Annotated in this window: 23 protein-coding genes, 1 tRNA gene and 2 pseudogenes; 22 read left to right on the forward strand and 4 right to left on the reverse strand. The window is 72.8% G+C overall.

Going from position 1 to position 23,022, the window contains the following annotated elements; genetic code table 11:
• Nucleotides 1-276 (reverse strand): transposase (locus tag BLW04_RS03315; protein WP_139306710.1); only part of this gene is annotated, 276 nt, incomplete at its 3' end.
• A gap of 705 nt (nucleotides 277-981) precedes the next feature.
• Here BLW04_RS03315 and BLW04_RS28010 point away from each other — a divergent pair.
• From BLW04_RS28010 to BLW04_RS29450, 4 genes and pseudogenes are all read left to right on the forward strand, one after another.
• Nucleotides 982-1,222: pseudogene (locus BLW04_RS28010) on the forward strand (helix-turn-helix transcriptional regulator).
• Between the two features lie 97 nt (nucleotides 1,223-1,319).
• On the forward strand, nucleotides 1,320-1,496 hold the full coding sequence (locus BLW04_RS26500) for a hypothetical protein (protein WP_175483888.1): 177 nt from the start codon (nucleotides 1,320-1,322) through the stop codon (nucleotides 1,494-1,496).
• A gap of 5 nt (nucleotides 1,497-1,501) precedes the next feature.
• Nucleotides 1,502-1,813 carry a hypothetical protein gene (locus BLW04_RS03330; protein ID WP_091537374.1) on the forward strand — a complete coding sequence of 104 codons (312 nt, stop codon included), beginning with the start codon at nucleotides 1,502-1,504 and terminating at the stop codon, nucleotides 1,811-1,813.
• A 232-nt stretch (nucleotides 1,814-2,045) separates the two neighbouring features.
• Nucleotides 2,046-2,360 (forward strand): annotated as a pseudogene (locus BLW04_RS29450) (N-terminal phage integrase SAM-like domain-containing protein); the annotation flags it as partial.
• A 233-nt stretch (nucleotides 2,361-2,593) separates the two neighbouring features.
• Here BLW04_RS29450 and BLW04_RS03345 read toward each other — a convergent pair.
• From BLW04_RS03345 to BLW04_RS03355, 3 genes are all read right to left on the reverse strand, one after another.
• Nucleotides 2,594-2,665 (reverse strand) — tRNA-Arg (locus tag BLW04_RS03345).
• Nucleotides 2,666-2,752: 87 nt separating this feature from the next.
• Complete coding sequence (locus BLW04_RS03350; protein WP_091537378.1) at nucleotides 2,753-3,436, reverse strand: DUF305 domain-containing protein; 684 nt, start codon at nucleotides 3,434-3,436, stop codon at nucleotides 2,753-2,755.
• A 5-nt stretch (nucleotides 3,437-3,441) separates the two neighbouring features.
• A complete protein-coding gene (locus BLW04_RS03355; RefSeq protein ID WP_091537381.1) occupies nucleotides 3,442-4,245 on the reverse strand; it encodes a DUF3105 domain-containing protein in 804 nt (267 codons plus the stop codon).
• A 165-nt stretch (nucleotides 4,246-4,410) separates the two neighbouring features.
• Here BLW04_RS03355 and argS point away from each other — a divergent pair, with 165 nt between their 5' ends.
• From argS to BLW04_RS03445, 18 genes are all read left to right on the forward strand, one after another.
• The gene (gene argS, locus BLW04_RS03360; protein ID WP_091537383.1) at nucleotides 4,411-6,072 is read left to right on the forward strand and encodes an arginine--tRNA ligase; all 1,662 of its coding nucleotides are present in this window, start codon (nucleotides 4,411-4,413) and stop codon (nucleotides 6,070-6,072) included.
• Entirely contained in the window at nucleotides 6,069-7,562 is a 1,494-nt protein-coding gene (gene lysA, locus BLW04_RS03365) for a diaminopimelate decarboxylase (protein ID WP_091537385.1), read from the forward strand. Before argS ends, lysA begins: the two co-directional genes overlap by 4 nt.
• Nucleotides 7,559-8,866 (forward strand): homoserine dehydrogenase, encoded by a 1,308-nt coding sequence (locus BLW04_RS03370; RefSeq protein ID WP_091537387.1) that lies wholly within the window; start codon nucleotides 7,559-7,561, stop codon nucleotides 8,864-8,866. The genes lysA and BLW04_RS03370 overlap by 4 nt, the downstream gene beginning before the upstream one ends.
• A 226-nt stretch (nucleotides 8,867-9,092) precedes the next feature.
• Nucleotides 9,093-10,178, forward strand: coding sequence for a threonine synthase (gene thrC, locus BLW04_RS03375; RefSeq protein WP_091537389.1), 1,086 nt, complete (start codon nucleotides 9,093-9,095; stop codon nucleotides 10,176-10,178).
• A gap of 32 nt (nucleotides 10,179-10,210) precedes the next feature.
• On the forward strand, nucleotides 10,211-11,140 hold the full coding sequence (gene thrB / locus BLW04_RS03380) for a homoserine kinase (RefSeq protein WP_217630820.1): 930 nt from the start codon (nucleotides 10,211-10,213) through the stop codon (nucleotides 11,138-11,140).
• Between the two features lie 261 nt (nucleotides 11,141-11,401).
• The gene (gene rho, locus BLW04_RS03385; protein WP_091537392.1) at nucleotides 11,402-13,633 is read left to right on the forward strand and encodes a transcription termination factor Rho; all 2,232 of its coding nucleotides are present in this window, start codon (nucleotides 11,402-11,404) and stop codon (nucleotides 13,631-13,633) included.
• A gap of 103 nt (nucleotides 13,634-13,736) precedes the next feature.
• Nucleotides 13,737-13,967, forward strand: a complete 231-nt coding sequence (rpmE, locus tag BLW04_RS03390) for a 50S ribosomal protein L31 (RefSeq protein WP_091537393.1) — start codon at nucleotides 13,737-13,739, stop codon at nucleotides 13,965-13,967.
• Between the two features lie 121 nt (nucleotides 13,968-14,088).
• Nucleotides 14,089-15,168 carry a peptide chain release factor 1 gene (gene prfA, locus BLW04_RS03395; protein WP_091537394.1) on the forward strand — a complete coding sequence of 360 codons (1,080 nt, stop codon included), beginning with the start codon at nucleotides 14,089-14,091 and terminating at the stop codon, nucleotides 15,166-15,168.
• Nucleotides 15,165-16,055, forward strand: coding sequence for a peptide chain release factor N(5)-glutamine methyltransferase (prmC, locus tag BLW04_RS03400; RefSeq protein WP_091537395.1), 891 nt, complete (start codon nucleotides 15,165-15,167; stop codon nucleotides 16,053-16,055). The genes prfA and prmC overlap by 4 nt, the downstream gene beginning before the upstream one ends.
• A 25-nt stretch (nucleotides 16,056-16,080) precedes the next feature.
• Entirely contained in the window at nucleotides 16,081-16,740 is a 660-nt protein-coding gene (locus tag BLW04_RS03405; protein ID WP_254781010.1) for an L-threonylcarbamoyladenylate synthase, read from the forward strand.
• 199 nt (nucleotides 16,741-16,939) lie between these two features.
• Nucleotides 16,940-18,250, forward strand: coding sequence for a serine hydroxymethyltransferase (glyA, locus tag BLW04_RS03410; protein WP_091537397.1), 1,311 nt, complete (start codon nucleotides 16,940-16,942; stop codon nucleotides 18,248-18,250).
• 4 nt (nucleotides 18,251-18,254) lie between these two features.
• Nucleotides 18,255-19,505 (forward strand): glycosyltransferase family 4 protein, encoded by a 1,251-nt coding sequence (locus BLW04_RS03415; RefSeq protein ID WP_091537398.1) that lies wholly within the window; start codon nucleotides 18,255-18,257, stop codon nucleotides 19,503-19,505.
• The gene (locus BLW04_RS03420; RefSeq protein WP_091537399.1) at nucleotides 19,502-20,011 is read left to right on the forward strand and encodes a hypothetical protein; all 510 of its coding nucleotides are present in this window, start codon (nucleotides 19,502-19,504) and stop codon (nucleotides 20,009-20,011) included. The genes BLW04_RS03415 and BLW04_RS03420 overlap by 4 nt, the downstream gene beginning before the upstream one ends.
• A 128-nt stretch (nucleotides 20,012-20,139) precedes the next feature.
• The gene (locus BLW04_RS03425; RefSeq protein ID WP_254781011.1) at nucleotides 20,140-20,361 is read left to right on the forward strand and encodes a hypothetical protein; all 222 of its coding nucleotides are present in this window, start codon (nucleotides 20,140-20,142) and stop codon (nucleotides 20,359-20,361) included.
• Nucleotides 20,358-21,188, forward strand: coding sequence for a F0F1 ATP synthase subunit A (gene atpB / locus BLW04_RS03430; RefSeq protein ID WP_091537401.1), 831 nt, complete (start codon nucleotides 20,358-20,360; stop codon nucleotides 21,186-21,188). Before BLW04_RS03425 ends, atpB begins: the two co-directional genes overlap by 4 nt.
• A gap of 120 nt (nucleotides 21,189-21,308) precedes the next feature.
• A complete protein-coding gene (gene atpE / locus BLW04_RS03435; protein WP_091537402.1) occupies nucleotides 21,309-21,536 on the forward strand; it encodes an ATP synthase F0 subunit C in 228 nt (75 codons plus the stop codon).
• Nucleotides 21,537-21,579: 43 nt separating this feature from the next.
• Nucleotides 21,580-22,167, forward strand: coding sequence for a F0F1 ATP synthase subunit B (locus BLW04_RS03440; protein ID WP_175483889.1), 588 nt, complete (start codon nucleotides 21,580-21,582; stop codon nucleotides 22,165-22,167).
• Nucleotides 22,167-22,997 carry a F0F1 ATP synthase subunit delta gene (locus BLW04_RS03445; RefSeq protein WP_091537404.1) on the forward strand — a complete coding sequence of 277 codons (831 nt, stop codon included), beginning with the start codon at nucleotides 22,167-22,169 and terminating at the stop codon, nucleotides 22,995-22,997. Before BLW04_RS03440 ends, BLW04_RS03445 begins: the two co-directional genes overlap by 1 nt.
• Nucleotides 22,998-23,022: the final 25 nt, after the last annotated feature.

Genomic DNA, 23,022 nt, shown 5'->3' on the forward strand with positions numbered 1-23,022 from the left:
CTGCTCATCGCGCTCAGGGGCTGCGGCGCGCACCGCGGCGAACATCCGCACGTAGGTGCCGTCGTCAGACCAGCGACGGTGGCGTTCCCACACCGATTGCCACGCGCCGAAGTGATCGGGCAGGTCACGCCACGGCGACCCGGTGCGGTACCGCCAGATGATCGCCTCGAGCGTCAGTCGGTGGTCATTCCACGGCCGGCCCTGATGACCGCCGGCAGGCAGCACCGGCTGGATCAACTCCCACAACTCGTCCGGGATCTCGTCGGTACGCAACATTCGTCCAGCGTCGCCCACCAACCCGCCAATCTTTGGCAGACACGCTCTAGCTGGATCGATGACCGGCCCGCGCTGTGGAGGGCGCTGGACGCCGTCGCCCGCCGCGCCGCCGCAGACGCCCACCCCTAACACGCGGCGCTGCACGCCGCCGCCGACGCAGCGCGGCAGGCGCACGACAACGCCCGACGCACCCTGGCCGAGGGCCGCCGGCAACGCAGCGAGCGACTCGACCGGTTCGGACCCCCGACCCCGAGCGGCGGCTCGCCGACCTCGAGCGCGGCATCGCCGCCGCGCACCAGGAGCTGACCGACACCCGGGCGCGCATCGCGACCCTCACGACCGAGCCCGCCATCCTCGCCCAGCCGGTCGACGGGCTCGCCCAGCAACACGACGCCTGGCGAGCCCGGAGCGACACCGAGCGCCGCCAGCGGGGCACCCCCGCCCCGCGGCAGGCCACCTCGACGTCGGGCGTGCCACGCCCGCAGCCGGAATACCTTGGGCGGTCCGATAGCCGTCCCGGCGCCGTGCCCCGGCTGGGGCGTTGACCACGGGCCTTCGTGCGGGCGCGCGGCGGGGTGGACGCCGCCACAGGAGAACGACCGGAGGACAGCTGCGGGAACTGGTTGTCGGCTGTCAGCACTCACCGGGAAATGACGCCTTCTGTAGTGCACCGCCAACCACGCTCGACCAGCCCCGGAGCCAGCCATGCCCGAGCACACCGCCAGCCGCGTCCGCGACCTCACTGCAGACAGGGAGCCGGAACTGCTCACCATCGCCGAAGCCGCCGAACTCCTCCGCGCCCCCGTCGGCACCCTGCGCTACTGGCGCCACCTCGGCACCGGCCCACGCAGCTTCCCCCTCGGCCGCCGCGTCCTCTACCGCCGCAAACGACCTCCGAGCCTGGATCAACACTCAGCACAACCAGGGCGCCCCCGCCCGGCCTTGACGAGGCGCTTGTGTCAGACAATAGTGGCGGGGCGGAGATCCGGTTCACCCAGTCCGCGCGCAGGCACCGCATCGGCAAAGCCTCCGCACGGCACGTCATGGCCAGCACCGAACCGACGCTGGTCACCACCGCCAACGGCACCGACGCCTGGCTCTACATCGGACGCGACAAACGAGGCCGAGAGTTGGAGATCATCGCGATTCCGCTGTCGACGGAGCCTGCGGCGCCGTCTCTCCTCGTCATCCACGTCATGCCGACCCAGCTCCGAGGATGAAGCCCATGGCCAAGCGCACCCCACCCCCCGTCACGACCAGCACTCCGCTGGGACCCGACGTCGACCTCGACGAGGAGGACGTACGCCTTCCAGACGGCAGCCGGCTGACCGAGCAGAAGGCCGCGGCGATCGTGGAGGAAGTGCGGCGTCGCGGCGGACGGCCATCCCTGACCGGAGAGGCGGCCACGTCCCCGCGCATCGTCTTCCGCGTTACGCCCAGCGTCCGCGACCGCGCCGCCGAGATCGCCGCCCGCGAGGGCAAGACCATCTCCCAACTCGCCCGCGAGGCACTTGAGGCGCGGGTGGCCTCCTCCTGACAAGACCGCAGCGACCGACGAGGAAGGACGGTGCGATGGCCGCCATCCTGGCGCCCCGCTCCAGACCCGGCGACATGCCGGCCGGCCCACGGAGCCGGCGAGCGTGAGCAGCGTAGAGAAACGAGTCCGCGACGGGCGGACGATCTGGCGCGCCCACTACCGCACGCCGGATGGGAAGCAGCGGAACAAGTCCTTCACGCGCAAGGGGGACGCCGAGCGGTTCCTGACGACTGTGGAGTCGGCGAAATTGAGCGGGTCGTTCGCCGACCCATCCCTGGGTCGCCTCACGGTCGGTGAGTGGTCGGTCCGCTGGCTCGCTGACCAGACGCACCTCAAGCCGTCGACCCTCGAGCGCTACGCCGGCATCCTGCGGAAGGATATCGACCCGCAGTGGGGAAGGGTGCGCCTTGCCGACGTCTCACACGCCGACGTCCAGTCCTGGGTGGCCAGGCTCGCGGCGGCGCGGTCGCCCGCGACCGTGCGCAAGGTGCACCGGGTCCTCTCCCTGGTGCTGACCATGGCGGTGAAGGACGGTCGGCTGGCGCGGAACGCGGCCACCGGCGTCAACCTTCCGCGAGTGGTCACCGAAGAGCGTCAGTACCTGACCCACGCGGAGGTCGAGCGGCTCGCCGAGGCCTGCGCGGCTCCTGTAGGCCAGCCCGTCAGCAAGCACCGGAGACTGAGCGAACGGCGACGCGAGGACTACAGACTCATCGTCTTGTTCTTCGACCGAGCCCGTCGGAGCGGGCTATCCCCGCTCCGACCAGGCATTTTGTCAAGTGCCCCCGGCAGGATTCGAACCTGCGCCACTGCCTCCGGAGGGCAGTGCTCTATCCCCTGAGCTACGGGGGCTCGTGCCGCGTTGTGGTGCTGTCGCCCCGCTCTCGCGCGGCGCGGCAGGGACGTTACCAGCCGGGAACGGGTGCCCCGGCGGGGGGCTCAGGGCGCCGGGAGCGGCGCCGCGCCGCGGGCCCGAAGCATGTCCTCCATCGTGGCGGTCTCCGCCGCCTGCGTCTCGGCGATCGACCGGGCGAGGGTGCGGACGGCGGGCTGGGTGGCGTGCGCGTGCCCGTACTGCGCCATCTCCAGCCCGCCCTGGTGGTGCCGCATCATCAGCTTGAGGAACCGCACGTCCAGCTCCGTGCCCGACAGCGAGCGCAGCTCGGCCAGCTCGGCCTCGGTGGCCATGCCGGGCATCACCGCGCCGTCGGCCGCCGCGGCAGCGTCGGGCATGGAATCGGCGTCGGCGCTCATCCAGGCCATGACCTTGCTGCCGGAAGGCGGCAGCCCCCACAGCGACAGCCAGCCCTGCATCCGGCCTACCTGGTTGGTCTGGGTGGCCGAGATGTCGAAGGCCAGCCGGCGCACCTCGGCGTCCTGCGTGCGCTGCAGCGTCAGGTTGGCCATCTCCACCGCCTGCAGGTGGTGCCGGCTCATGTCGCGGGCGAACCCGGCGTCCACCGAGTCCGCCGCCGGTGTCTCCGTCCGCCCGATGCCCAGTCCCACGGCCAGGCCGCCACCGGCGACGAGCAGGCCGACCGCGATCACGGCGAGCAGCGCCGTGGTGAGCCGGCGACGCGGCGGGGGTGCCGCGTCATCCCGCGCGGCCGTGGGGTGCGTCATGTCGCTCAGGGCGCCGGGGTCGTGGCGGTCGGGGTGGTCGGTGCGTCGGTGGCCACGTCGGTGGACGTCGCCGACCGGCTGCTGTGGCCCTCCACCAGCGGGTCGCTGATGAAGGTGGGGTTCTCGCAGCTGGCGCCGATCTCGGGGTAGTGACCCGCTACGTCGGCGTTCTTGGTCAAGAAGTCCACGAACTGCTGGACCCGGAGGTCCGTGGCCGAGTCGACCGCCAGCTGGTGGTTCCACGACTGCAGGCTGATCGTCGAGCCGAGGCCGTCGTAGGGGGACAGCATCAGACCGGAGTTGCCCCGCACGACGTCCTCCAGGGTAGCCAGGTCGTCGTCGCTGATGGTGTCCGGGTCATAGGTGATCCAGGTCGCCCCGTGCTCCAGGCTGTGCACCGCGTTCTCGTGCCGGATGTCGACGTCGTAGACGGTGCCGGTGCAGTCGGCCCACTCCGGGTCGTGCGCGCCACCGACCGGCGGGGACTCCGTGTAGGTGACCGGCGTGGACACGTGGTCCTGGCCGGCGGCGTAGTCATAGGTCTGCAGGCCCGCGATCTGGTCGGCCGAGGTCACCCGATCGGCGTTGGACCGGTTGACCTGCACCACGGCGTAGGTGAGCACGGCGGCGGCGAAGACGACGACGGCCACGGCACCGGCGATGAGCCCCCACGGCTTCTGGGCGGTCACCACGTTGGCCGGCGGGCGCGTGCGCCCGCGCTGCGGCGGCTTCTTGCCGGCGGCGCTGGACCCCCGGGGCGTGAAGCCGCGGGCAGCGCGGCTGTCCTCGGGCTTGGGGTCCTTGGCCACTGCCACTCCTGTCGTGCCGGGCGCTGCGCGCGCCCTCGTCCCGCACGGGCTTCTCCCGCCTGGCGGGGCGAGCGTAGGTGCGCTGCCTGTGCCTCCCCGGTCACCGCAGGTCGACGGCCCCTGCGCGCCGGTCGGGCGGACCCGGCGGGTCAGTACGATCACCAGGTGACACCCGAGCAGCTCCGCGACGTCGTCCGCTCTGCCGTGGCCTCGGCCGTGGAGCGCGGCGCACTCGCCGTCGCCGTCCCCGATGACGTCGTGGTCGACCGGCCGAAGAACCCCGAGCACGGCGACTACGCCACCAACCTCGCACTCCGACTCGCCAAGGCCGCCGGCCGACCGCCGCGGGAGGTCGCCGAGGTGATCGCCGCCGAGCTGCGCCAACAGCCGGGCATCGACGCCGTCGACATCGCCGGCCCCGGCTTCCTCAATGTGCGGCTGGCCAAGGCAGCGCTGGGTCAGGTGGCCCTGCAGGCGGTCGCCGCCGGGAAGGCCTACGGCCGGACCGAGATGCTCGCCGGGCAGCGGCTGAACCTGGAGTTCGTCTCGGCGAACCCGACCGGCCCGGTGCACATCGGCGCCGTCCGGTGGGCGGCCGTGGGTGACGCGCTCGGCCGGCTGCTGGAGAGCAGCGGCGCAGAGGTCACCCGGGAGTACTACTTCAACGACGCCGGCGCCCAGATCGACCGGTTCGCCCGCAGCCTGCAGGCCGCGGCGCAGGGCCGGCCGGTCCCGGAAGACGGCTACGCCGGGGCCTACATCGACGACATCGCCGCCGAGGTCGTGGCCGCCGAGCCGGGGCTGGCGGAGCGCGCCGACGACGAGCAGCTCGCGGTGTTCCGGTCCCGCGGGGTCGAGCTGATGTGGGTGGAGATTCGCAGCTCGCTGTCCGGCTTCGGCGTGGTCTTCGACGTCTACTTCAGCGAGTGGACCCTGCACGAGGCCGGCGCGCTGGAGAAGGCGATCTCCCGGCTCCGCGAGCAGGGCCACGTCTTCGAGGCCGACGGCGCGATCTGGCTGCGGACGACGACGTTCGGCGACGACAAGGACCGGGTGCTGGTCAAGGGCGACGGCGAGCCGACCTACTTCGCCGCCGACTGCGCCTACTACCTGAACAAGAGGGAGCGCGGTTTCGACAAGGTCCTGATCATGCTGGGCGCCGACCACACCGGCTACGTCGGCCGGTACAAGGCGCTGGTGGCCGCCTTCGGCGACGACCCGGACACCAATCTGGAGATCCTGATCGGCCAGCTGGTGAACCTGGTCAAGGGCGGGGAACCGGTCCGGATGAGCAAGCGTGCCGGGAACGTCATCAACCTGGGCGACCTGGTCGAGGCGATCGGCGCGGACGCCGCCCGCTATGCGCTGGCCCGGGCCTCGATCGACCAGCAGATCGACCTGGACCTGGACCTGTGGAGCCGGCAGACCAGCGACAACCCGGTCTTCTACGTCCAGTACGCGCACGCCCGCATCGCCTCGCTGCTGCGGGCGGCGAGCGACCTGGGGTTGGTCCTCGGCGAGCCCGCCGACGTCGACCCCGCCCTGCTGGCGACCCAGCGCGAGAGCGACCTGCTGCGCGCGATCGCGGAGTTCCCCCAGGTGGTGGCCTCCGCCGCGGAGCTGCGCGCCCCGCACCGGGTGGCCCGCTACCTGGAGGAGCTGGCCGGCACCTACCACCGGTTCTACGACGCCTGCCGGGTGCTGCCGCGCGGCGACGAGGAGGCCACCACGTTGACCACCGCCCGGCTGTGGCTGTGTGCGGCGACCGCCACGGTGCTGCGCAACGGGCTCGCCGTCCTGGGCGTGCACGCCCCGGAGCGGATGTGAGGGCGCACCCCGCAGGTCCGCTGCATGCCGGCATCGCGCCGCCGCCGGCCACCGGGCCTGCACCGGCCGATCTGGGCGCGCTCGACCCGCAGGTCTGGCCCCGCTCCGCGCGGCGGGTCGACGGCGAGCTGCACCTGGGCGGCCGCTCCGTTACCGAGCTGGCCCGCGAGCACGGCACCCCGCTGTTCGTGCTGGACGAGGGCGACTTCCGCGGCCGGGCCGCGGACTTCGCCGGCGCGTTCGCCGGCGCCGACGTGCACTACGCCTCCAAGGCCTTCCTCTGCGGCCAGGTGGCCCGCTGGGTCGCCGAGGACGGCCTGCACCTGGACGCCTGCAGCGGCAACGAGCTGGCCCTGGCCCTGGCCGCCGGCTTCCCGGCGCCCCGGATCGCGCTGCACGGCAACAACAAGTCCCTCGTGGAGCTGCAGCTGGCGGTCGACGCCGGCATCGGGCACGTCGTGCTGGACTCCTTCGACGAGATCGACCGGCTGGTGCCACTGGCCAGCGCGCGGGTCTCCGCCGGGGGCCGCCCGGTCCCGGTGCTGATCCGGGCCACCGTGGGCATCGAGGCGCACACCCACGAGTTCATCGCCACCGCCCACGAGGACCAGAAGTTCGGTTTCTCGCTGGCTACCGGCGACGCGCTGGCCGCCGCCCGCCGGGTCTGCGACTCCCCGGCGCTGGAACTGGCCGGGCTGCACAGCCACATCGGCTCGCAGATCTTCGACACCGCCGGCTTCGAGGCCGCGGCGCACCGGGTCGTGGGGCTGATGGGTGCCATCCGCGACGCCACCGGTCGAGTGCTCCCCGAGCTCAACCTCGGCGGCGGCTTCGGCATCGCCTACCTGCCCGAGGACGACCCGGTCGCCCCGGGCGACGTCGCGGCTAAGCTACGCACCATCGTGGCCGCCGAGTGCGCCGAGCTCGGACTGCCCGTACCGCGGCTGGCCGTCGAACCGGGCCGGGCGATCGCCGGCCCGGGCACGGTCACCCTCTACGAGATCGGCACGATCAAGCCGGTGCGGCTGGGCGCCAGCGGCGCCCCGGGCACCCCGCTGGTACGCAACTACGTGTCGGTGGACGGCGGGATGAGCGACAACATCCGCACCGCCCTCTACGACGCCGCCTACACCTGCGTGCTGGCCAACCGGGACTCCGACGCCCCACCGGCGCTGTGCCGGGTCGTGGGCAAGCACTGCGAGACCGGCGACATCCTGGTGCGCGACCTGTGGCTGCCCGCCGACGTCGTCCCCGGCGACCTGCTCGCGGTAGCGGCCACCGGGGCCTACTGCTGGTCGATGGCGAGCAACTACAACTACCTGCTCAAGCCGCCGGTGGTCGCCGTCCGGGACGGCGTGGCCACTGAGCTGGTGCGCCGTCAGACACTGTCCGACGTGTTCGCCCTCGACGCCGTCCTCGCCCACATGCCCGCCCCGTCTCCGGTCATCGACCAGCCGGCGCCCGAGCTCGCCGCCGGGACCCGCTCATGACGGGACCGTCGAGCACGCCGCTGCGGGTCGCGCTGCTCGGCTGCGGCACCGTCGGCAGCGCGGTGCTGCGGCTGCTCACCGACCAGGGCGCGGACCTGGCCGCCCGGATCGGCCGCCCGATCGAGGTCGCCGGGGTCGCCGTCCGCCGGCCCGACCGGCATCCCGGCGTGCCCGCCGGCCTGCTCACCACCGACGCGCACGCGCTGGTCGCCCGCCCCGACGTCGACCTGGTGGTGGAGGTGATCGGCGGCATCGAGCCGGCCCGCACCCTGCTGCTGGCGGCGATGGCCGCGGGCAAGTCGGTGGTCAGCGCCAACAAGGCGCTGTTGGCCGACGAGGGCGTCGCGCTGCACGCCGCCGCGGCGGCCGCCGGTGTCGACCTCTACTACGAGGCGGCCGTCGCCGGCGCCATCCCGCTGCTCCGCCCGCTGCGCGAGTCGCTGGCCGGCGACCAGCTGCGCCGGGTGGTCGGCATCGTCAACGGGACGACGAACTACATCCTGTCCTCGATGGCCGAGACCGGCGCCGGCTTCGGCGAAGCGCTCGCCGAGGCGACCGAGGCCGGCTACGCCGAGGCTGACCCGACCGCCGATGTGGACGGCTTCGACGCCGCAGCCAAGGCCGCGATCCTCGCCTCGCTGGCCTTCCACTCCCGGGTAACCGCCGCCGACGTCTACCGCGAGGGCATCTCGGCGGTGTCGGCGACCGATGTCGCCCGGGCCGCCGAGATCGGCTGCACCGTCAAGCTGTTGGCCATCTGCGAGCGGGTGCCGAACGGCAACGGCTCCGGGGACTCCATCTCGGTGCGGGTGCACCCGGCGATGATCCCGACCTCGCACCCGCTCGCCGCGGTCAACGGGGCGTTCAACGCGGTGTTCGTCGAGGCCGAGGCCGCGGGGCAGCTGATGTTCTACGGGCAGGGCGCCGGCGGTGAGCCCACCGCCAGCGCCGTCCTCGGCGACCTGGTGGCGGTGGCTCGCAACCGGGTGTCCGGTGCCGCCGGCCCGGGGGCCACCGGTTACGCCGGGCTGCTGACCCGGCCGATGGCCGAGACCCCGACCCGCTACCACGTCAGCCTCGACGTGGCCGACAAGCCGGGTGTGCTGGCCACGGTCGCGAGTGAGTTCGCCGCCCAAGGGGTCAGCATCGCCACCGTCCGCCAGGACGGGCACGGCGACGCCGCCACCCTGGTCATCGTCACGCACCGCGCCCCGGACGCCGCCCTGGCGACGACGGTGGAGCGGCTGCGCGGGATGGCCGCCGTCCGGGGGGTCACCAGCGTGCTGCGTGTGGAGGGGTTGTGAGCGGACAGAAGCGTGAGCATCGCAGCGAGCGGATGAGCCGACCAAGAGTGAGCTGCCCGGAGCCGACAGGGAGCGAGCATCTCAGCGAGCGCCAGCGAGCGAGGAGCGGAACGACCGCGGAGGCGACCCGTGGCGTCGAACGAGGAGCGGAGCGACCGCGGAGGCGACCTGTGACGGAGCGAGCGAGGCGCGGAGCGCTCCGCGGAAGCGAACAGGTGATCTGGTCATGACCGGGGCGAACATCCTGCGGGGCGCCGTATCGCCGTTCTGGCCGGGGCTCATCGAGGCCTACCGGCACCGGCTGCCGGTCAGCCCGTCGACCCCGGTGGTGACGCTGCAGGAGGGTGCCACCCCGCTGGTGCCGGCGCCGGAGCTGTCCCGGCGTACCGGCTGCGAGGTCTACCTCAAGGTCGAGGGCGCCAACCCGACCGGGTCGTTCAAGGACCGCGGGATGACGATGGCGATCACCAAGGCCGTTGAGGAGGGGGCCAAGGCGGTCATCTGTGCCTCCACCGGCAACACCAGCGCCAGCGCCGCCGCCTACGCCGCGCGCGCGGGGCTGGTCTGCGCCGTCCTGGTGCCGCAGGGCAAGATCGCCAGCGGCAAGCTGGCCCAGGCGCTGGTGCACGGGGCCAAGCTGCTGCAGGTCGAGGGCAACTTCGACGACTGCCTCGCGCTGGCCAGCAAGCTGGCGATCGACTACCCGGTCAGCCTGGTCAACAGCGTCAACCAGTACCGCATCGAGGGACAGAAGACCGCGGCGTTCGAGGTGGTCGACGTCCTCGGCGACGCCCCGGACGTGCACTGCCTGCCGGTCGGCAACGCCGGCAACATCACGGCGTACTGGCAGGGCTACCGCGAGTACGCCGCGGACGGTCCGGCCACCCGCACGCCGCGGATGTGGGGGTTCCAGGCCGCCGGCGCCGCCCCGATCGTCACCGGCAGGGTCGTCGAGCAGCCCAGCACGATCGCCACCGCCATCCGGATCGGCAACCCGGCGTCCTGGACCAAGGCGCTGGAAGCCCGGGACTCCTCCGGCGGGCGGATCGACGCGGTCACCGACCGGGCGATCCTGGCCGCCTACAAGCTGCTCGCCCGCACCGAGGCGGTGTTCGTCGAGCCGGCGTCCGCGGCGTCGGTGGCCGGGCTCCTGCAGGTGGCGGCGGCAGGCGAGCTGGCCCCGGGTCAGCGGGTGGTCTGCACCGTCACCGGCAACGGCCTCAAGGACCCCGAGTGGGCCATCTCCGGCGCCCCCGCGCCGGTGACGATCCCGGTCGACGCCGCCACGGCGGCCGCGCAGCTCGGCCTCTAGTGGCGGCTTCCGGCTCGGCGGTGCGCGTCCGGGTGCCCGCCACCAGCGCCAACCTCGGTCCCGGTTTCGACTGCGCCGGCCTGGCGCTGAGCTGCTGGGACGTACTGGACGTCGTCGTCACCGACGGCGGGCTGGCCGTCGAGGTCAGCGGCACCGGGGCGGGGGAGCTGCCCACCGACGAGTCACATCTGGTTGTGCGCTCCTTCCGGGCGGCGTGCGTGGAGCTCGGTTGGTCGCCGGCAGGTCTGCGCCTGTCCGCCCGCAACGAGGTGCCGCAGGGCCGCGGGCTGGGCTCCTCGGCCGCGGCGGTCACCGCCGGCGTCCTGGCCGCGTGGGCGCTGTGCCCCGACGTCGTCGGGGTCGACGACGCAGCGGTGCTGCGGCTCTGCTCCGAGATGGAGGGCCACCCGGACAACGTCGCCGCCTGCCTGTTGGGTGGGGCCACGCTGTCCTGGACGACGTCGGCCGGCGCCCGCGCCGAACGGCTGTCGGTCGACCCGCGGATCGCCCCGGTGCTGTTCGTACCTGTTGCGACGCTGTCCACGCACGTGGCGCGGGGGCTGCTGCCGGCCACCGTCCCGCACGCCGACGCCGCGCACGCCGCCGGCCGGGCCGCGCTCCTCGTACACGCCCTCACCCGCGACCCGGCGCTGCTGTTCGAGGGGACCGAGGACCGGCTGCACCAGGCTCAGCGTGCCCCGGCGATGCCGGAGAGTGCCGCGCTGGTAGCCGGGCTGCGGGCTGACGGGCACGCCGCCGCCGTCTCCGGCGCCGGGCCCAGCGTGCTGGTGCTCGCGCAGCTGACCACCGGCGAGCACGCCGGCGACGCGGTGTCCGCTGCCGCCGTCCGGGAGCTGGCCGGGTACACCCCGCCGGGGTGGCGCTGCCTGCCGCTGCCGGTCGACCACACCGGCGCGGCGGTCACCCCGCTGCCCGCTGATCACGATGCGGTATCGTTCTGACCGCCTGGAAGACACTGGTGGCAGACGGTGTTGTGGGCACTGTCGGCTTGTGTCTAGGCTGACGACGTAGCCGCCTCCGGGCGTTGCTCCACGCGGGAGCGTTGCAGACGGGACGATCCGTCGCCGCTCGTCCTCGCCCCGCATCCACAGATTCGTGTTATCCCGATCGACGCCACGAGTCGAACAGCTGGCTCCTATGGTCCGGGACCGGATCACCCCCTGCGCTGGTAGGCGCAGGTCACCGCAGGGAAGGACCTGTACGTGAGTGAGACCACCGACCTCGTCGACGCCCCGTCGAACGAGGTAGCTGCCGACACCGGAGCGGCCAGCCGTTCCCGTCGTCGAGGCAGCGGACTGTCCGGGATGCTGCTGCCCGAGCTGCAGCGCCTGGCCGGTGAACTGGGCATTGCCGGCACCGGCAAGATGCGCAAGAGCGACCTCGTCGCCGCCATCTCCGAGCGCCAGGTGGGCGGGCCGTCCGGCCCGGCGCCGGCGCAGGTCACCGCACCCACCCCCCCCGCGCCGCGCTCCGACCGCGCGGCCGACAGCCCCGTCACCGGGGGTGTGACCACTACGGCCGCGCCGCTGGAGGCGCCGATCAGCGGAGGCGGCAACGGCGGACCCGTCAACGGGTCGGTCAACGGCGCCGCAGCCGGCGGTGCCGACACCGCGGCCGACGCTCCCGCCGAGGCGCCGACGGGGCGCCGTCGCCGGACCGCCAGCCGTCCGGCCGGCGCGCCGATGGCGGACGCCGACAATGGGAGCACCGACTCCCCGGGCGCCGCGGCTCCCGCCGCCGGCGCCGAGACCCGCACCGAGTCCCCTCCGGACACGGCGCCGGCCGAGGGCCACACTGAGGGTGAGCGTCCCGAGCGCCCGCAGCGGACCCGCGGCAACCGTGACCGCGTCGAGCGGGACGGTGCCCGCGACGGTGCCGGCCGCGAGGGCGTTGCCGCCGAGGACCGCACCCGTGAGGGCGCCAAGCGCGACGAGCGCCCCCGTGCCGACGGCAACCACGACTCCGAGGAGCGCGCCGGCCGCAACCGCACCGGCGGGGGCGACGGCGAGACCGGCGACCGCGCCGAGCGCGGCCGCAGCGGCCGTAACAATCGCGACGGCAACCGCGACGGAGGCCGTCCCGACGGCAACCGTAACGACGTGGGCCGCAGCGACGTGGGCCGCAGCGACGGCGGCCGCAACGACGCCGGCCGTCCCGACGAGGACGACGACGAGTTCGACGGCAACGGCCGTCGCCGCGGCCGGCGCTACCGCGACCGCAACCGTCGCGGCGGCAACGCCGGCGGCGGGGGCCGGGAGCGCTTCGAGCCCAGCGAGCCCACGGTCAGCGACGACGACGTCCTGCTGCCGGTCGCCGGCATCCTCGATGTGCTCGACAGCTACGCCTTCGTCCGGACCTCGGGGTACCTGACCGGCCCGAACGACGTATACGTATCGCTGTCCCAGGTGCGCCGCCACGGCCTGCGCCGCGGTGACGCCATCACCGGTGCGGTCCGCCAGCCCCGGGAGGGCGAGCGCAAGGACAAGTACAACGCGCTGGTCCGCCTCGACTCGGTCAACGGCCTGGACCCCGAGCAGGCCCGCGACCGGCCGGAGTTCACCAAGCTCACGCCGCTCTACCCGCAGGAACGCCTGCGGCTGGAGACCGAGTCGAACCTGCTGACCACCCGGTTGATGGACCTGGTCATGCCGATCGGCAAGGGGCAGCGTGCGCTGATCGTCAGCCCGCCCAAGGCGGGCAAGACGATGGTGCTGCAGGCGATCGCCAACGCGATCTCCACGAACAACCCCGAGTGCCACCTGATGGTCGTGCTCGTCGACGAGCGGCCCGAAGAGGTCACCGACATGCAGCGCTCGGTGAAGGGCGAGGTCATCGCCTCGACCTTCGACCGGCCGCCGTCGGACCACACGACGGTCGCGGAGCTGTCCATCGAGCGGGCCAAGCGCCTGGTCGAGATGGGGCACGACGTCGTCGTCCTGCTGGACTCGATCACCCGGCTGGGGCGTGCCTACAACCTGGCCGCCCCGGCCAGCGGCCGCATCCTGTCCGGTGGTGTCGATTCCACGGCGCTGTACCCGCCGAAGCGCTTCCTCGGTGCCGCCCGCAACATCGAGAACGGTGGCTCGCTCACCATCATCGCCTCGGCGCTGGTGGAGACCGGGTCGACGATGGACACGGTGATCTTCGAGGAGTTCAAGGGCACCGGCAACGCCGAGATCAAGCTCGACCGCCGGCTGGCGGACAAGCGGGTCTTCCCGGCCGTCGACGTCAACGCCTCGGGCACCCGCAAGGAGGAGATCCTCCTGGCTCCTGACGAGCTCGCGATCATCATCAAGCTGCGCCGGGTGCTCTCCGCGCTCGAGCCGCAGCAGGCGATCGAGCTGCTGCTGGACCGCATGCGCAAGACGCGCAACAACATCGAGTTCCTGATGCAGGTCCAGAAGACGACGCTCGGCGTCGGCGAGAAGGACTGACCCCCGGCCCGCCCGGCCGGTCCTCCCGTCTGGGAGACTGATGGGCCGAGCCTGCGCCACCGATCCAGAACCAGACCGACCGAGCAGAGAGAGGGTGAGCGGCATGAAGGCCGACATCCACCCGAACTACACCGTCACCGAGGTGACCTGTGGTTGCGGCAACACGTTCCACACGCGCAGCACCTACGGCCAGCCCGCGCTGAGCGTCGAGGTGTGCTCCGCCTGCCACCCGTTCTACACGGGCAAGCAGAAGATCATGGACACCGGTGGCCGCGTCGCCCGCTTCGAGAAGCGGTTCGGCAAGCGCACCACCGGCGTCAACGCCGAGAAGTAGCACCTCCGACGGCGCCTGCGCCGCTCCCCTCGCGGGAGCGGCGCAGGCGCCGTCGTCATGTCCGGACCCGTTTCCCCGGCCAAAGTGGCCACTTTGGCCGGGCCTGCCGTAGGAGTGCACCGTGAGCAGCAACGCTGACGCCGGCACCGACCGGCTCGCCGACGCCCTCGAGGAGCACGCCTCCCTGGAGGCCGAGCTGGCCGACCCGGCGGTGCATGCCGACGCCGCCCGAGCTCGCCGGCTGGGGCGCCGTTACGCCCAGCTGGCCCCGCTGGTGGAGAACGCCCGCGCCCTTGAGGAGGCCCGCGGCGACCTGGCCACCGCGCTCGAGCTGGCCGTGGAGGACGCCTCCTTCGCCGCCGAGGCCACTGCCCTCGAGCAGCGGGTGGCCCAGCTCGACGACCGACTGACCGAGCTGCTGCTGCCCAAGGACCCCGATGACGACAAGGACGTCATCCTCGAGATCAAGGCGGGGGAGGGCGGGGCGGAGTCGGCGCTGTTCGCCGGCGACCTGCTGCGCATGTACCTGCGCTACGCCGAGCGCCGAGGCTGGTCGACGGATGTCCTCGACGCCGTGGGCGCGGAGCTCGGCGGGTACAAGGACGTCGCGGTGGCGGTGAAGTCGCGCACGGACGAGGGCATCTGGTCCCGGCTGAAGTTCGAGGCCGGCGTGCACCGGGTGCAGCGGGTGCCGGTCACCGAGTCCCAGGGCCGCATCCACACCTCCGCGGTCGGCGTCCTGGTGCTGCCCGAGGCCGAGGAGGTCGACGTCAGCGTCGACCCGAACGACCTGCGGATCGACGTCTTCCGCTCCTCGGGTCCGGGTGGGCAGAGCGTGAACACGACCGACTCCGCCGTCCGGATCACCCACCTGCCCAGCGGCATCGTGGTCAGCTCGCAGAACGAGAAGAGCCAGCTGCAGAACCGGGAGTCCGCGCTGCGGGTGCTGCGCTCCCGACTGCTCGCCGCCGCGCGCGAGGAGGCCGCCGCGACCGCGTCGGACCACCGCCGCAGCCAAGTGCGCACCGTCGATCGCAGCGAGCGGGTGCGCACCTACAACTTCCCGGAGAACCGGATCAGCGACCACCGGGTCGGGTTCAAGGCGCACAACCTGGACGCCGTCCTGGACGGCGAACTCGACCCGGTGCTCGATGCGCTCACCGAGGCGCACACCGCCGAGCTGCTGGCGGCCGGCTCCTGAACGCCCGCACCCTCGCCGCGCAGGCGGCCCGCACACTCGCCGGGGCCGGCGTCGAATCCCCGCGGGCGGACGCCGAGCTCCTGCTGGCCGCCGTGCTCGACGTGCCCCGCGCCCGGCTGCTCACCCTCGACGACGTACCCGACGCCACCGCCGGGCGGTTCGCCGCCCTGATCGAGCAGCGGGCCGCGCGGGTGCCGCTGCAGCACCTCACCGGCCGGGCGCCGTTCCGGCACGTCGAGCTCGCCGTCGGACCGGGGGTCTTCGTGCCCCGCCCGGAGACCGAGCTCATCGCCGGCTGGGTGCTCGACCGGATCGCCGGGCTCGACGCGCCGCGGGTGGTCGACCTGGGCACCGGCTCGGGGGCGATCGCGCTGTCGGTGGCCTCCGAGCACCCCGGCGCGCAGGTCGTCGCCGTCGAGCACGACGCCGGCGCCATCGAGTGGACCCGGCACAACGCCGCCGCGCGGGCCGCCGCCGGGGACACCCCGGTCGAGGTGCTCGCCGGGGACATGACCGACCCCGGGCTGCTGTCCGCGCTCGAGGGCTCGGTGGACGTCGTCGTCTCCAACCCGCCCTACGTCCCCGACGGCGCCCGGTTGCCGCGCGAGGTCGCCGACCACGATCCGCCGCTGGCGCTGTGGGGTGGACCCGACGGACTCGACGTCGTCCGCGGGCTCCTGCGCACCGCCGCCCGGCTGCTGCGCCCCGGCGGCTGGCTGGGCATCGAGCACGCCGACCAGCAGGGCAGCACTCTGCCCGCGCTGGTGCGCGCCGCCGGCGGGTGGACCGAGGTCACCGACCATTCTGACCTGGCCGGCCGGCCGCGGTACACGACCGCTCGGCTCGGCGGGGCCGAGGCCGCACCGGACCCGGGCCCGCGAGGCTGAGCCGGGCGGAGCGCCGGGAGGCGCAGTGACAGACTCCGGTCCCGTGGCCGACGTCTACGACTGCAGCGACCCGGAGCAGCGCACCGCGGGGCTGGCCGCCGCCGCAGCGGCGCTGTCCCGCGGCGACCTGGTCCTCCTGCCCACCGACACCGTCTACGGGGTGGCCGCCGACGCCTTCACCCCCGCTGCGGTGACGAAGCTGCTGGCCGCCAAGAACCGCGGCCGCAGCATGCCGGTCCCGGTGCTCATCGGTGAGGCGTCCACGCTGGCCGGCCTGGTCACCACCGTTCCGTCGGTGGCACACGCCCTCGCCGAGGCGTTCTGGCCCGGCGGGCTCACCCTGGTCCTCGAGCACGCGCCCTCGCTGGCCTGGGACCTCGGCGATGCCGAGGGCACCGTCGCGGTCCGGCTACCCGACGACGACCTGACCCGGGAGCTGCTGCGCCGCACCGGGCCGCTGGCGGTGTCCAGCGCCAACCGGTCCGGGCGTCCGGCGGCGACGACGGCCCAGCAGGCGGACTACCAGCTCGGCGAGCACGGCGCGGTGGTCCTGGACGACGGCCCGCGGGAGGGCTCGGCGGCCAGCACGATCGTCGACTGCACCGCACCGACGCCCCGGGTGCTGCGGATCGGGGCCATCGACGTCGACCGGCTGCGCGAGGTGGTCCCCGGGATCACGGATTGACGGACCGCTGGGCCGGAGGCTCCCGCCGTCATCGCACGAAACGGCTCCACGCCACCGAGGACGGCACGTGGCCGCGATGCGATGCGAAGCATCGCCACGTTGCAGCGTTACGGTTGACTGTCCGCCGCGCCGTCCGAGCCCGGGCATCGCGGGCGCCCGCACCGACGCACCGTCGTCCCGTTCCTGGAGTGCAGCCGCGATGAGCACCTCCGCACCCACCCCCTACTGGGGCCCGGACTTCGACGCCCTGGCCGGCTTCGACCCGGAGATCTCCGGCGTCGTACTAGACGAGCTCGACCGGCTCCGCGGCGGCCTGCAGTTGATCGCCAGCGAGAACTTCACCAGCCCGGCCGTGCTGGCCGCGCTGGGGAGCACGCTGTCCAACAAGTACGCCGAGGGTTATCCCGGACGGCGCTACTACGGCGGCTGCGAGGTCGTCGACCGGGCCGAGGAGATCGGCATCGCCCGCGGCAGGGAGCTCTTCGGCGCGGAGCACGTCAACCTGCAGCCGCACTCCGGGGCCAGCGCAAACCTGGCCGCCTACGGCGCCTTCCTCTCCCCGGGCGACACCCTGCTGGGCATGGCGCTGCCGCACGGCGGGCACCTGACCCACGGCACCAAGGTGTCCTTCTCCGGCAAGTGGTTCAACGCCGTGCAGTACGGCGTCCGGCCCGACACCGAGCACATCGACTACGACCAGGTGCGCGACCTGGCCCGCGAACACCGACCCAAGCTGATCGTCTGCGGCGGCTCGGCCATCCCGCGGCTGATCGACTTCGCCGCCTTCCGGGAGATCGCCGACGAGGTCGGCGCGATACTGATGGTCGACGCCGCGCACTTCATCGGCCTGGTCGCCGGCAAAGCGATCCCCTCGCCGGTGCCCTACGCCGACGTGGTCACCTTTACCACGCACAAGGTGCTGCGCGGGCCGCGCGGCGGCGCGATCGTCTGCAGGGCCGAGCACGCCAAGGCCATCGACAAGTCGACCTTCCCGATGATGCAGGGCGGCCCGCTGATGCACGCCATCGCGGCCAAGGCGGTGAACCTCAAGGAGTGCCTGCAGTCCGAATACCAGGTCTATGCCCGCCAGGTCATCGCCAACGCCCAGGCGCTCACCGCAGGCCTCGCCGCCGAGGGACTCCGCCCGGTGGCCGGTGGCACCGACACCCACCTGGCGCTGCTGGACCTGCGCGAGGTGACCGACGACGCCGGCGAGCTGGTCACCGGCAAGGTGGCCGAGGCCCGCGCGGACGCCGCCGGCATCGTGCTGAACAAGAACGCCATTCCCTTCGACCCGCAGCCGGCCTCGATCGCCTCGGGCATCCGGGTGGGCAGCCCCGCGGTCACCACCCAGGGCATGGTCGAGACCGACATGAAGGCGGTCGCCGCGCTCATCGGCACCGCTATCCGGGACGCCTCCGGTGCCCGGACCGCCGAGGTGGCCGTCGGCGTCCGCGAGCTCGTGGCCGCGCACCCGGCCTACCCCGCTCCCGCCTCCTACTCCGCCTGATCCGGTGCGCGAGTACGCCGTCGTCCTGCTGACCGCCGCGGTGGTCACCTTCCTGGCCACGCCCGTGGTCCGGGTGGCGGCGGTCCGGCTCAGGATGATGGCGGCGCCGCGGGAACGCGACGTGCACGTCATCCCCACCCCGCGGGGCGGGGGAGTGGCGATGTACCTGGGGGTCGCCGCCGCCGTCCTGGTCGCCGGCCGGCTGCCCGCGCTGCAGCGGACCTTCGACGACTCGCAGACCATCGGCGTGCTCATCGCCGGCGGCGTCATCTGCCTGCTCGGCGTGCTCGACGACCGGTTCAGTCTCGACCCGCTGACCAAGCTCACCGGCCAGATCGCCGCGGCTGGCGTGATGGTGCTCTTCGGCGTCCAGCTGCTCTACCTCTTCCTGCCGGTCGCCGACATCGGCACGCTCATCCTCGGGCCCTCGGTCGGGGTGCCGGCGACGATCCTGCTGACCCTGCTGACGGTCAACGCGCTGAACTTCATCGACGGCCTCGACGGGCTGGCCGCGGGGGTCTCGGCGATCGCCGCGCTGGCCTTCTTCGCCTACAGCTACCACCTGGGGCTGGTCGGCTACGACGACGTGGCCAGCGCACCCGCGCTGATCACTGCCGTGCTCGCCGGTGCCTGCCTGGGCTTCCTGCCGCACAACTTCAGCCCGGCGCGGATCTTCATGGGCGACTCTGGCTCCATGCTGGTGGGCCTGATGCTGTCGGCGGCGGCGGTCTCGGCGACCGGCCAGGCAGATCCCCAGACCTTCGACTCCGCGGCCAGCCTGCTGCCGCTGGCGCTGCCCCTGCTGGTGCCGGTCGCCGTGCTGTTCATCCCCTTCGCCGACCTGGTGATGGCCGTGATCCGGCGCACCAGGCGCGGGCAGTCGCCGTTCTCCCCGGACAAGATGCACCTGCACCACCGGCTGTTGTCGATCGGGCACTCGCACCGGCGGGCGGTGCTGATCATGTACTTCTGGGCCGCGCTGCTCAGCTTCGGCGCGGTCGCGCTGTCCATCACCGGCGGGACGGCTAACGTCCTGGTCGTCATCGGTGCCCTGCTCGTCGTCGGGGTGGTCGTGGTGCTCAGCCCGCGGGCCCGGCGCGCGGCCATCGCTGCCCGACAGGCGAAGCTGGCCGCGATGAGGGAACGCAGCCGCTCGACCCACCCGACCGGGCGCGCCGTGCCGTCCGCCTCGCCCGCCCCTGCCCCTCCGGCGCCCCCGGTCGTCTCCTCGACCCCGGCGGGAGTGCGGCGGTGAGCGGGCTGTTCGCCGAGCCCACCGGCCCGCGCAGCGACGCCCCCTGGGACCTGTCCTTCCTGCGGGTGGGTGTGCTGGTGGCGCTGGCGGTCACCGCCGTCGCCGTCCCGGTCACCGGCCTGCTCGCCGGTTGGTCCGACGCCCTCGGCATCCTGGTGGGCGCGGTGATCGTCACGGCGTTCTTCTGTGTGTCCGGCCTGGTCATTGCCTGGGCCGGCAAGATCGACGACACGTGGACCCTGCCGGCCGCGCTGGGCACCTTCGGCATCAAGGCGCTGGTGCTGTACGCCGTGCTGTCCGCCCTGCCCGCTGACGGCTGGCTGGACCGACGGGCGCTGGCATGGTCGGTCATCGCCGGTGCGCTGCTGTGGAGCGGTGTCCAGCTGCGCTGGGTGTGGACCCGGCAGATCTACTACACGTCCCCACCTCCGCCGCCGGTCGCCCGCACAGCGAACTCTCAGCCCGGTGCGGCGGATGACCCGGGAATTCGCCCGGCGCGCGGCTGATAGGGTCCGATCCGATGGCTGAGGACACTCCCACACCCGGGAGCCCCCGACCACGACCTGCGAGTCCAGCTCGTCAGCCCAGTGGGGCGGACACCGGCTGGGCGGTCACCGGAACGCTCATCTCCGGGATGGCCGTGTGGGGCGGGGCCGGGTGGCTGCTCGACCGCTGGTTGGACATCCTGGTGTTCTTCCCGGTCGGCATCATCTTCGGCATGGCAGTGGCCATCTACCTGGTGGTCAAGAGGTACGGCGCCGCCGACCCGCTCCCGGGTCAGCGGTCGGCGAAGACCCCGGGCGGACGACGGAGCCAGCCAGGGACAGTGACAAGGACGCAGAAGGGACGACGGTGACCCCCAGCGCCCTCGCGCTCGTGGACGTGCTCGCTGCCGAAGGCGGTGGCGGCGACTCCGGGTTTCAGGCTCCCGGCCTCGGCGAGTTCTACCCCGAGGTGATCGGCAGCTTCTCGGTGCTCGGTGTCTCTTTCGAGATCACCCGCATCACGATCATTCTCTGGATCGCCACGCTGGCCATCTCCGCCCTGCTCCTCGCCATGGCGCGCAACCCCAAGATCGTGCCCGGCCGGCTGCAGTTCCTCGGTGAGAGCGGCTACTCCCTCGTCCGCGACGGCATCGCCCGCGACGTGGTCGGGCCGAAGGGGCTGCCGTTCGCGCCGTTCCTGGTCGCGCTGTTCTTCTTCATCCTGGCGAACAACCTGATGTCGATCATCCCGTTCGCGCAGATCTCGCCGATGAGCAAGTTCGCCTTCCCGCTGCTGCTGGCGATGATCTGCTGGGTCATATACATCGTGGTCGGCATCCGCAACCAGGGCGCGGGCAAGTACTTCAAGGACATCCTGTTCCTGCCCGGGGTGCCCAAGCCGATGTACGTCCTCGTCACGCCGATCGAGATCCTGCAGAACTTCATCGTCCGGCCGTTCACCCTCGCCGTCCGACTTTTCGCCAACATGTTCGCCGGCCACATGCTGCTGGTGGTCTTCTCCCTCGGCGCCGTGTACCTGTTCCAAGTCGGCAACTACTCGGTGATCTTCGGGCCGGTATCGGTGCTGATGGCGATCGTGATGACCTTCTTCGAGCTGCTGGTCATCTTCCTGCAGGCCTACGTCTTCACCGTGCTGATGGGCACCTACCTGAACGGGTCCATCGAAGCCGAGCACTGAGCCGCACCACCGCACGACCGCACGACCGCACGACCGCACGACCCAAAGCTGCACCACCCGCACCACCCCCGCCAGCCGCCCGGTATCCACCGGGCGACGACACAGGAGGAACACCCCGCAATGGAGCTTCTGGCAGAACTGACCGGCAGCATCGGCTCGGTCGGCTACGGCCTGGCCGCCATCGGCCCCGGCATCGGTGTGGGCATCGTCTGGGCCGCCTACATCCAGGCGACCGCCCGGCAGCCGGAGTCGGCCGGCCTCACCCGCACCTACGCGTTCCTCGGGTTCGCGCTCTCCGAGGCGCTGGCCCTGATCGGCTTCGTCGTCCCGTTCGTCTTCGGCATCTGATCCTGCTCTCCCGAGCACGGATCCCGACTGGATGGTGGACACCATGCTGACCTGGGCAGCCGAGGCGGAGCACAACCCGCTCCTCCCGCCCCTGGGCGAGATCATCATCGGCCTGATCGCGTTCGCGGTCGTGCTGTTCGTGGTCTTCAAGTTCGTCGCCCCTGCGTTCGAAAAGGCCTTTGTCGCGCGTCGTGACGCCATCGAGGGCGGCATCGAGCGGGCCGAGGCCATGCAGGCCGAGGCGAAGGCGGCGCTGGAGCAGTACCGCGCCCAGCTCGCCGAGGCCCGGACCGAGGCGGCGCAGATCCGCGACGCCGCCCGGGCCGAAGGGCAGCAGATCCTCGAGGAGCTGCGTGCCCAGGCTCAGGAGGAGTCGGCCCGCATCGTCGCCCGTGGCGAGGAGCAGCTGACTGCCCAGCGCCAGCAGGTGGTCAACCAGCTGCGCGGGGAGATCGGCGCGCTCGCCGTCGACCTCGCCGGCCGGGTGGTGGGGGAGTCCCTCGCGGACGACGCCCGCCGCAGCGGGACCGTCGACCGGTTCCTTGACGAGCTCGACGGGATGAGCGCCGGCACCGCCTCGGCCGACGGCCGCGGTGGCAACTCGGCGTACGTGCCGCAGGGCGACCGCTGATGGAGGCGTCGAGCCGGGCGGCCATGGACGAGGCCCGCGCGGCTCTCGCCGGGCAGACGCAGGGCGCCCCGAGCAACCGCCGAGGCGACACCCTGCTCGCGCTCACCGACGAGCTGTTCGCCGTAGCGCGGCTGCTCGACGGGCAGCCGTCGCTGCGCCGGGCCCTGTCGGACGCGTCGGTGCGACCCGACGACCGGGCCGGGCTGGCCTCGCGGCTGCTCGCCGCCCAGGTGTCGCCGGCCGCGCTCGCGGTCGTCGAGGCCGTGGCGCGGCAGCGCTGGTCGCGGCCGCTGGACCTCGTGGAGGCGACCGAGATCCTCGCGGTCGAGGCCGCGCTGGACGCGGCCGAGGCGCGCAACGAGCTCGACGGCGTCGAGGACGAGTTGTTCCGCTTCGGGCGGATCATCTCCGGTGACGACGAGCTGCTGCGCATCCTGGGTGACCGGTCGGCTCCCCGGGAGGGGAAGTCGGCCCTGCTGGACCGGTTGCTGTCGGGGAAGGTCAGCCCGGTCACCGAGCGGCTGGTCCGGAACTCCTTGACCAGCTCGCACGTGCAGAACCCGGAGAACACGATCGAGCGACTGTCCGAGGTGGCCGCGCGCCGCCGGGGACAGTCGGTCGCCCACGTGGTCAGTGCGGTGGACCTCACCGCCGTCCAGGAACGCCGGCTCACGGAACTGCTCGAGCGCCTCTACGGGCGGACCATGGGCCTCCAGGTCCAGGTCGACCCCTCCGTCCTCGGTGGTCTGGTCATCCGGGTCGGCGACGAGGTCATCGACGGCAGCATCGCGCACCGACTCGAGGCCGCCGGCCGGCGGCTGGCCGGCTGAGCCGGGCCCGACAGACATCCGACCC

This window comes from Modestobacter sp. DSM 44400 (assembly GCF_900107175.1).
In the GTDB taxonomy this organism is placed as follows: Bacteria; Actinomycetota; Actinomycetes; order Mycobacteriales; family Geodermatophilaceae; genus Modestobacter.

Bases quoted from the DNA above. Each gene is read 5' to 3' on its own strand.
- thrC (WP_091537389.1), top strand. From the start codon at position 9,093: ATGACCGGGGCGAACATCCTGCGGGGCGCCGTATCGCCGTTCTGGCCG.
- atpE (WP_091537402.1), top strand. From the start codon at position 21,309: ATGGAGCTTCTGGCAGAACTGACCGGCAGCATCGGCTCGGTCGGCTAC.
- glyA (WP_091537397.1), top strand. From the start codon at position 16,940: ATGAGCACCTCCGCACCCACCCCCTACTGGGGCCCGGACTTCGACGCC.
- BLW04_RS26500 (WP_175483888.1), top strand. From the start codon at position 1,320: ATGGCCAGCACCGAACCGACGCTGGTCACCACCGCCAACGGCACCGAC.
- BLW04_RS03440 (WP_175483889.1), top strand. From the start codon at position 21,580: ATGCTGACCTGGGCAGCCGAGGCGGAGCACAACCCGCTCCTCCCGCCC.
- rpmE (WP_091537393.1), top strand. From the start codon at position 13,737: ATGAAGGCCGACATCCACCCGAACTACACCGTCACCGAGGTGACCTGT.
- BLW04_RS03330 (WP_091537374.1), top strand. From the start codon at position 1,502: ATGGCCAAGCGCACCCCACCCCCCGTCACGACCAGCACTCCGCTGGGA.
- BLW04_RS03370 (WP_091537387.1), top strand. From the start codon at position 7,559: ATGACGGGACCGTCGAGCACGCCGCTGCGGGTCGCGCTGCTCGGCTGC.
- BLW04_RS03445 (WP_091537404.1), top strand. From the start codon at position 22,167: ATGGAGGCGTCGAGCCGGGCGGCCATGGACGAGGCCCGCGCGGCTCTC.
- BLW04_RS03425 (WP_254781011.1), top strand. From the start codon at position 20,140: ATGGCCGTGTGGGGCGGGGCCGGGTGGCTGCTCGACCGCTGGTTGGAC.
- BLW04_RS03350 (WP_091537378.1), bottom strand. From the start codon at position 3,436: ATGACGCACCCCACGGCCGCGCGGGATGACGCGGCACCCCCGCCGCGT.